The organism is Actinocorallia lasiicapitis (assembly GCF_054778695.1).
In genome coordinates this window covers 1-7,532 of record NZ_BAAGZI010000293.1, presented here as the reverse complement: position 1 = coordinate 7,532, position 7,532 = coordinate 1, and the positions used below count along the sequence as shown (strand labels likewise).

Below are 7,532 nucleotides of genomic sequence, written 5' to 3'. Positions count from 1 at the left end.
AGCCGGACGGGCCCCGCGCTCTGGAGCTGCGCGGTGTGGAAGGCGGCGGCGCGGGCGGTGAGCGGGCCTGAGGCGTCGAGTTTGAGGGTGCGGTCGGCGCGGACGGAGTCGAGGCTGAGCCGCCCGGCGACGGCGAGCGGACCGATCCAGGCGGAGGCGCGGAAGCGGGCCCGGTCGAACAGCAGATGGCGGGCCGTCTTCGCGTGGCGGAAGGAGAGGGCGGCGTGGAAGTCGGTGTCCTGGAGCAGGGCGTCGCGGGCGAAGCGGGAGTGGTCGAAGTCGGCGTGGCCGTGGAACCGGGCCGAGTGGAACGCGACATCGGCGGCGAACCGGGCGGCAGAGAACAGGGCGTCGCCGCCGAAGGAGGTCTCGGTGAAGCAGGTGTGACGGCCGAAGCGCGCCCCATGGAAGGAGACGTTCCCGGCGAACCGGGCGCGGGTGAAGGAGACGTGGCCGGTGAAGCACGCGCCGTAGAAGGTGGTGGTGGCGGGGAAGAACGCGTCGTCGAAGGAGACGTCGCCGTCGAAGCGGACGCCGCGGAAGTCGGCTCCGGCGAACGTCGCGTTCTCGAACCAGCAGCGGCCCAGCAGGACCGTGCCGTCGGGAGCGGTCGCGGCCGCGCGGACCGACGCCCAGAGCGCCTCGTCCACCGTCCTGCCGCGCAGATCGAGCTTGCCTCCGGGGGTCAGGTCCACGCCTGCGTTGTACCCGGGGTCGGGGGTGGACGGGCAGGGCGCGGGGGCCGGATGCGGTCGCGTCGCTTGTGACGTGAGTCACTTCGGCATACGGTCCGGTCAGCCGGGAGGAGATTTATGCACCGTCTGTTGGTGATTGTCCTGTTCGCGACGTTGGTGATCGCGGAGCCCGCGCAGGCGTCCGTGGCCCGCTTCCCCCCGGGCTTCCTCTGGGGCGTGTCGCTGGCGGGGTTCCAGGCGGAGGGCCACTTCCCCGACAGCAACTGGACCAGATACGCCAAGAAGCAGGAGAAGTACCGCAACGCCGTCGACTTCCGGCACCGCTATCCCCAGGATGTGGAACTCGCCCGCAAGCTGGGCGTCAACGTGTTCCGGACGTCCGTGGAGTGGGCCAGGATCCAGCCGCGGCCCGGCCGGTGGAACTGGAAGGAGATCCGCTACTACGACGACCTGTTCCGCCGCGTCCAGGCCGCCGGAATGCGGCCGATGATCACCCTCAACCACTGGGTGCACCCCGGCTGGGTCCACGACCAGGGCGGCTGGACCAGCAAGAAGACCGCGGCCGACTGGCTGAAGTTCGTGAAGTTCGTCGCCGACCGGTACAGCGGCCGCGGCGCCCTCTGGATCACCTTCAACGAGGCCAGCCAGTACATCTTCCACGAGCTCACCGACGGCGGGATGCCCGTCGCGAAGGTCCCGGTGATGCGCAAGGCGCTGGTCGGCGCGCACCGCAGGGCCTACGACCTGATCCACCGGCTCGACCCCGGCGCGCCCGTCTCCACCAACGTGGCCTACGGCTCGATCCTCAACGGGGTCTTCGACGCGGCCGTCTTCAACGACGTCACCGACAAGCTCGACTTCATCGGGATCGACTACTACTACGGCGCGAGCGTCGGCAACCCGTCCGCGGCGCACTCGGTGACGGGCGCGTTCTGGAAGATCGAACCCGAGCCCGAGGGCCTGTACTTCGTGCTGAGGAACTACCAGCGCAGGCTGCCGAAACTGCCGGTCTACATCGTCGAGTCGGGGATGCCGACCGACAACGGCAAGCCGCGCCCCGACGGCTACACCCGCTCCCAGCATCTGCGCGACCACCTGTACTGGGTGCAGCGCGCGATCGCCGACGGGGTGAAGGTCATCGGCTACAACTACTGGTCGCTGACCGACAACTACGAATGGGGCTCCTACCGGGCACGCTTCGGGCTGTACACGGTGAACGTCGCCACCGATCCGAAGCTGACGCGCCGTCCCACCGACGCCGTCCCTACCTACCGGCGGATCATCGGCGACCGGGGCGTGCCGCGCGGCTACACGCCCGTCAAACGGCCGGCCTGGTGCTCGATCGAGGATCCCGTCGCCACCTGTTTCGGCAAAGTCCCCACCCCACCGGCCTAGACCCGGCGTCCGGCGGGAAAACGGTGTTCAAGTGCTGAAGAGGTGGCCGCAACTCACTTCCCGCCGAGGTTCTGCCGCTAGGCGGGGGCCGGTTATCCTTCGGGTGCTGACCGGTGAGTAACATGATCCGAACTGGATTCGGTCCCCTCTAGTAAGGTGCTGCTTATGGACGTCAACGGAGTATCCGCCGTCGTTTCCGGCGGTGCGTCGGGCCTTGGTGAGGCCTGTGCGCGTCAGCTCGCCGCGAAGGGCGCGAAGGTCGTCATCGCCGACCTGAACGAGGAGAGGGGCAAGGCCCTCGCCGACGAACTCGGCGGCATCTTCGTCAAGACCGACGTGTCCGACGAGGTCTCGGTCGCCGCCGCCGTCCAGGCCGCGGTCGACAGCGGCGCGCCGCTGCGCGTCATCCTCAACAGCGCCGGCATCGGCTGGGCGACCCGCACGGTGGGCAAGGGCAACATCCCGCACCCGCTGGACACCTTCCAGAAGGTCGTCCAGGTCAACCTGATCGGCACGTTCAACCTGATGCGCCTCGGCGCGGCCGCCATCGGCGCCACCGAGCCCATCGACGCCGACGGCCTGCGCGGCGTCGTCATCAACACCGCGTCCGTCGCGGCCCTCGAGGGCCAGACCGGCCAGGTCGCCTACTCCGCCTCCAAGGGCGGCATCGTCGGCATGACCCTGCCGGCCGCGCGCGACCTCGCCGCCATCGGCGTCCGCGTCAACACGATCTGCCCCGGCATCATCGACACCCCGATCTACGGCGAGGGCGAGGCCGCGGAGGCGTTCAAGGCCACGCTGTCGGCTCCGGTGCCGTTCCCGAAGCGCATGGGCAAGGCGAGCGAGTTCGCCCACCTGGCCCAGGCCCTGATCGAGAACGACTACATGAACGGCGAGACGGTCCGTTTCGACGGCGCCATCCGCTTCCAGCCGAAGTAGGTCGACATGAGCGATGCGGTTCTGACCGAAGAGGACGGCGGCGTCCTGGTCATCACGATCAACCGGCCCGAGGCGAAGAACGCGGTCAACGCCGACGTCGCCAACGGCATCGAGGCGGCTCTGAACGAGCTCGACTCCCGTAAGGACCTCGCGGTCGGCATCATCACCGGCGCGGGCGGCACCTTCTGCGCGGGCATGGACCTCAAGGGGTTCCTGCGCGGCGAGAACCCGTTCACCGAGGACCGCGGCTTCGCGGGCATCGTGAAGCGCCCGCCGACGACCCCGCTGATCGCGGCCATCGAGGGCTACGCCCTGGCCGGCGGCTGCGAGATCGCGCTGTGCGCCGACATGATCGTCGCGTCGTCCGAGGCGAAGTTCGGCCTGCCGGAGCCCAAGCGCGGCCTCGTCGCCGCCGCGGGCGGCCTGCTGCGGCTGCCGACCCGCATCCCGTTCCACATCGCGATGGAGATGGCGCTCACCGGCGACTTCTACGGCGCGGAGAAGCTGGCCGGCTACGGCCTGGTCAACCGTGTGACGGAGCCCGGCAACGCCCTCGCCGCCGCGAAGGAACTGGCCGCGAAGATCGCGGAGAACGCTCCGCTGGCGCTCGCCGCCACCAAGAAGATCATCGTCGAGTCGGCCGACTGGTCGGCCGAGGAGATGTGGCCGAAGATGGAGGCCATCTCCGGCCCGATCTTCGTCTCGAAGGACGCGATGGAAGGCCCCGCGGCCTTCGCGGAGAAGCGCAAGCCCAACTGGTCGGGCGAGTAGCCGAAACCCGTGCTCGGAGCCGTATCCCGGAAATGGGGTGCGGCTCCGTTGTTTTCGGGAATGCAGGTTTCGTGACGAACGTTCCCGAGGAACTGAACTACACCCGAGCACACGAATGGCTGCGGGTCTCCGAAGACGGCCTGGTGACGGTGGGCATCACCGACCACGGGCAGGAGTCGGTGGGCCGGATCGACAGCGTCGGGCTGCCGTCGGTGCCGCTGCCCGTCCTGACCGGCGACCCGATCGCCGTCCTCGCCTCCGCCACGGCGCGCGCCGATCTGCGGGGCCTGTTCGACGGCGAGATCATCGAGATCAACGACGCGATCCTCGACTCGCCCGGCTGGGTCAACGACGACCCCTACACCGACGGCTGGCTCTACCGGATCCGCCCGACGGAGCCCTTCGACCCGGCCGTCTTCCTCGACGCCGCCGCCTACACCGAGCTGATCACGGGTTGAGCGGGGCTATGTTCGGGGGATGCCCGCGCCCCGCACCCGGCGTCCGCAGGTTCCCCGCGAACCCGTGCCGCCGAAACTCCCCGCCGCCCTGAGCCTCGCCCAAGGCCCGATCACCGACGACCAGATCCTGATGTCGCTGGAGTTCGCGCACACGGATCTGGCGGGCGCGCACGCCGAAGGCCCCGAGTTCGTGCGCTGCCGCTTCCTGCGGACCGAGCTCGGCGGCGCGGCGTTCCGGCGCGCCGAATTCTCCGACGTCGAGTTCGCGGGCGCCGATCTGGCCAACTCCCGCTTCGCGGATTCCACGCTCGCGAACGTCGCGGTCGGCCATTCCCGGCTGACGGGCGCCGCCTGGACCGACTGCACGCTCCGCGACGTCCTGTTCGACGGCTGCCGCGCCGACCTGGCCTCGTTCCGCTTCTCCCGGCTCCGCACCACCGTGTTCCGCGACTGCAATCTCACCGAGGCCAATTTCCAGTCCGCGGACCTGAGCGGGGTGCGCTTCGAGAACTGTGTGCTCCAGCACGCCCAGTTCTCCGGCGCGACCCTCACCGGCGCGCGGTTCACCGGCTGCGACCTCTGGTCGATCTCGGGCACCGAGAGCCTGCGCGGCGCGACCCTCGACCCCGTGGACGCCCAGTCCCTTCTGCACACCCTCGCCGCGACCCTCGGTATAACGATCGCCCAGTAAAGGTAAAAAGAAGGTAAGTAAGCGCCGCGTCAGATTTATTTCTTTACCCTGGGCAAAGGCTGATTAAGGAATCTTTCATTTGCGTGGAGCATTCTTGTTCCTGACGCGGAGGTAACCCTCGGCGTCCGCGCGACGGATTCTTTGGGGGGTTCATGGAAGAGCAGGGTGCACGGGTTTACGGGCCGCAGCCGGACTACCGGATGCCGGCTCGCCGTCCCGGCCTGCTGTCCGCACGCCAGAAGCTGGCCGCCGCCGGGGCCGCGGTGACCCTGGCGCTCGGCGGGGGGATCGCCGGGGCCGTCGGGGCGGTGGCGCTGACCGGCGGGGAGTCCGGCGGGATCGGGGCGCCCGTCACGGTCTCCGGGGTGGCGCAGCGGGCGTCGATCTCCGACATCGCCAAGGCCGTCCAGCCGGGCGTCGTGTCGATCTCCGCCGAGTCGGACCGGGCGAAGGCGACGGGCTCGGGCGTCGTGCTGCGCACCGACGGGACCATCGTCACCAACCACCATGTGATCGCCGGGGCTTCGCGGATCACCGTCAAGTTCAGCGACGGCAGCGAGGCGGTCGCGAAGGTCGTCGGGGACCGTCCCGACAACGACCTCGCCGTGATCAAGGCGCAGGGCGTGTCCGGGAAGACCGTCGTGCCGCTCGCCGACAGCGACGGCGCGGCCGTCGGCGACACCGTCGTGGCGCTCGGCTCGCCGCTGGGGCTCGACGGCTCCGTGACGGCCGGGATCGTGTCGGCCAAGAACCGGACCGTCGCCGAAGCCGAAGGCGCGACCATCACCGGCGCCCTCCAGACCGACGCCGCCATCAACCCGGGCAACTCCGGCGGCGCGCTCGTCGACGGCAGCGGCCGGCTGATCGGCATCAACACCGCCATCGCGACGGCCGGCGGCGCGTCCGGCAGCATCGGGGTCGGGTTCGCGATCCCGTCCAACACCGTGAGGACGGTGACCTCTCAGATCCTCGGCGGGAACCCCACCGGGATCTGACCATGGACTCGCGACGGGCCGGGGTGGCACTGGGGGGTGGAGCCCCGGCCCGTCGCGACTACTTCCGGGCCAGCCGGCGGCGGACTGAGGCGAGATAGTGCTCGCGGGGCGCCGTCCTGACCCGTTCGGGCAGCCGCGGATAGACCAGCCGCAGCACGTTGACCAGCAGCAGGAACCGGCGGCGCCGGGCCGGCGACCACGGCCAGCCGTACTGGACGCGGAGCTGGGCGGGCATCAGGCCCGCGGTCAGCAGCCGGACGGCCGTCAGCCCCGGCCGCTCGAACCAGCGGGCCCGCGGGAACAGCACCTGGTGGGCGACGAAGCGGGCCGCGTCGGTGAGGCGCAGCGTGTCGAGCCGTTCCTGGTAGTAGATGCGGAACGCGGCGAAATCGGGCGGCTGGAGTTCGGCGGGCGCGCCGAGGATCTGGGCGTAGACCCTGGACTGCTGGTAGAACTCCTCGATCTCCGCTGGGGTGAGCGCGCCGAAGAGTGCCTGGTGGAAGCGGAGCGCGACGTCGAAGAGGGTCGCGCCGACCCAGATCTGGAGCGCGGGATCGAGGGCGTCGTAGGGGCCGTCGGGGGAGCGGCCGTTGACGGAGGCGTGCAGCCGGTTGGCGTACGCGCTGACCTGTTCGGCCTCCTCGCGGGTGCCGAACTGGACCGCGTAGACCCACTCCATGGTGTGCCGGAGCCGTTTGACCGGGTCCTTGAAGGTGTAACTGTGGTCGTGGACGCCCTGGCCGACCCCCGGATGGGAGGTCTGCAGGATCGACGCGGCGCCGCCCGCCGCGATCAGGATGCCCTCCCGGCCGATCCTGCGGATGATGGCGTCGTCGTCGAACAGGCCCTGCTGCGTCATGGCCACGATTGTAAGTAAGCGCTTGCTTGATGGCTACCGTGGCGGGCGTGAGCCGAGCGCCCAAATTGCGTCGACGGAAGGGTTGCGCGGCGGCGATACTGGAGGCATGTCCGCGACCGGCCCGCTCCCGATCAACGGCTCGGTCGAGATCCCCGAAGCCGAGCTCTCCTGGCGTTTCTCCCGCTCGTCCGGGCCTGGCGGGCAGCACGTCAACAAGACGTCCTCGGCGGCCGAGCTGCTGTTCGACCTCGCCGGAACCGAGATCCTCTCCGAACTCCAGCACGAGCGGGCGCTCGCCGTGCTCGGCCCCCGCCTCGTCGACGGCGTGATCACGATCAGGGCAGAGGAGTACCGCTCGCAGGCCCGCAACCGCGACGCCGCCCGGCTCCGCCTCGCCGCCCTGCTCCGCGAGGCGATCGCCCCCCCACCCCGCAAACGCCGCCCCACCAAACCCAGCCGCGGCGCCGTCGAACGTCGCATCCAGAGCAAAAAGCACCGCTCCCAGCTCAAAGCCGACCGGCGCGCCACCTCCTAAAACACGAAGACCCGCGACCGGAGTCGCGGGCCTTCACGTTTCTGATCAGATCGTGTCCGGCTTGGGCGGGGCCGGGATCTGGGCGGGGATCGGGTCGTCGGTGAGGGGCGAGGGAGCCGGAGCCGCGAGGGGCTTGACCGGCTCGGCCGCCGCCACCGGCTGGGGCTGCGCGGCCAGCGGCGCCGGAGCCTGAG

9 protein-coding genes are annotated in these 7,532 nt (G+C 70.1%); 7 read left to right on the top strand and 2 right to left on the bottom strand.

What is annotated here, in order from left to right:
- A partial coding sequence (locus tag ACYVE7_RS25150; protein ID WP_460367807.1) for a pentapeptide repeat-containing protein occupies positions 1-695 on the bottom strand: 695 nt, incomplete at its 3' end.
- A gap of 117 nt (positions 696-812) precedes the next feature.
- Between ACYVE7_RS25150 and ACYVE7_RS25145 the strand changes: the two genes are divergently transcribed.
- The 6 genes from ACYVE7_RS25145 (at position 813) to ACYVE7_RS25120 (ending at position 5,944) form a co-directional block, all read left to right on the top strand.
- The gene (locus ACYVE7_RS25145) at positions 813-2,090 is read left to right on the top strand and encodes a glycoside hydrolase family 1 protein (protein ID WP_460367805.1); all 1,278 of its coding nucleotides are present in this window, start codon (positions 813-815) and stop codon (positions 2,088-2,090) included.
- Positions 2,091-2,255: 165 nt separating this feature from the next.
- Entirely contained in the window at positions 2,256-3,029 is a 774-nt protein-coding gene (locus ACYVE7_RS25140) for an SDR family NAD(P)-dependent oxidoreductase (RefSeq protein WP_460367803.1), read from the top strand.
- Between the two features lie 6 nt (positions 3,030-3,035).
- Positions 3,036-3,800: a crotonase/enoyl-CoA hydratase family protein gene (locus ACYVE7_RS25135; protein ID WP_460367801.1), complete on the top strand. Its 765-nt coding sequence runs from the start codon at positions 3,036-3,038 to the stop codon at positions 3,798-3,800.
- 71 nt (positions 3,801-3,871) lie between these two features.
- Positions 3,872-4,258, top strand: coding sequence for a glycine cleavage system protein H (locus ACYVE7_RS25130; RefSeq protein WP_460367799.1), 387 nt, complete (start codon positions 3,872-3,874; stop codon positions 4,256-4,258).
- A 19-nt stretch (positions 4,259-4,277) separates the two neighbouring features.
- A complete protein-coding gene (locus ACYVE7_RS25125; RefSeq protein WP_460367797.1) occupies positions 4,278-4,949 on the top strand; it encodes a pentapeptide repeat-containing protein in 672 nt (223 codons plus the stop codon).
- 152 nt (positions 4,950-5,101) lie between these two features.
- Positions 5,102-5,944, top strand: coding sequence for a S1C family serine protease (locus ACYVE7_RS25120; RefSeq protein WP_460367795.1), 843 nt, complete (start codon positions 5,102-5,104; stop codon positions 5,942-5,944).
- Between the two features lie 58 nt (positions 5,945-6,002).
- On the opposite strand, the gene ACYVE7_RS25115 is transcribed toward ACYVE7_RS25120, so the two are convergent.
- Positions 6,003-6,803: an oxygenase MpaB family protein gene (locus ACYVE7_RS25115; protein WP_460367792.1), complete on the bottom strand. Its 801-nt coding sequence runs from the start codon at positions 6,801-6,803 to the stop codon at positions 6,003-6,005.
- Between the two features lie 106 nt (positions 6,804-6,909).
- Here ACYVE7_RS25115 and arfB point away from each other — a divergent pair, with 106 nt between their 5' ends.
- The gene (gene arfB / locus ACYVE7_RS25110) at positions 6,910-7,338 is read left to right on the top strand and encodes an alternative ribosome rescue aminoacyl-tRNA hydrolase ArfB (RefSeq protein ID WP_460367790.1); all 429 of its coding nucleotides are present in this window, start codon (positions 6,910-6,912) and stop codon (positions 7,336-7,338) included.
- The last annotated feature ends 194 nt before the right edge of the window (positions 7,339-7,532 follow it).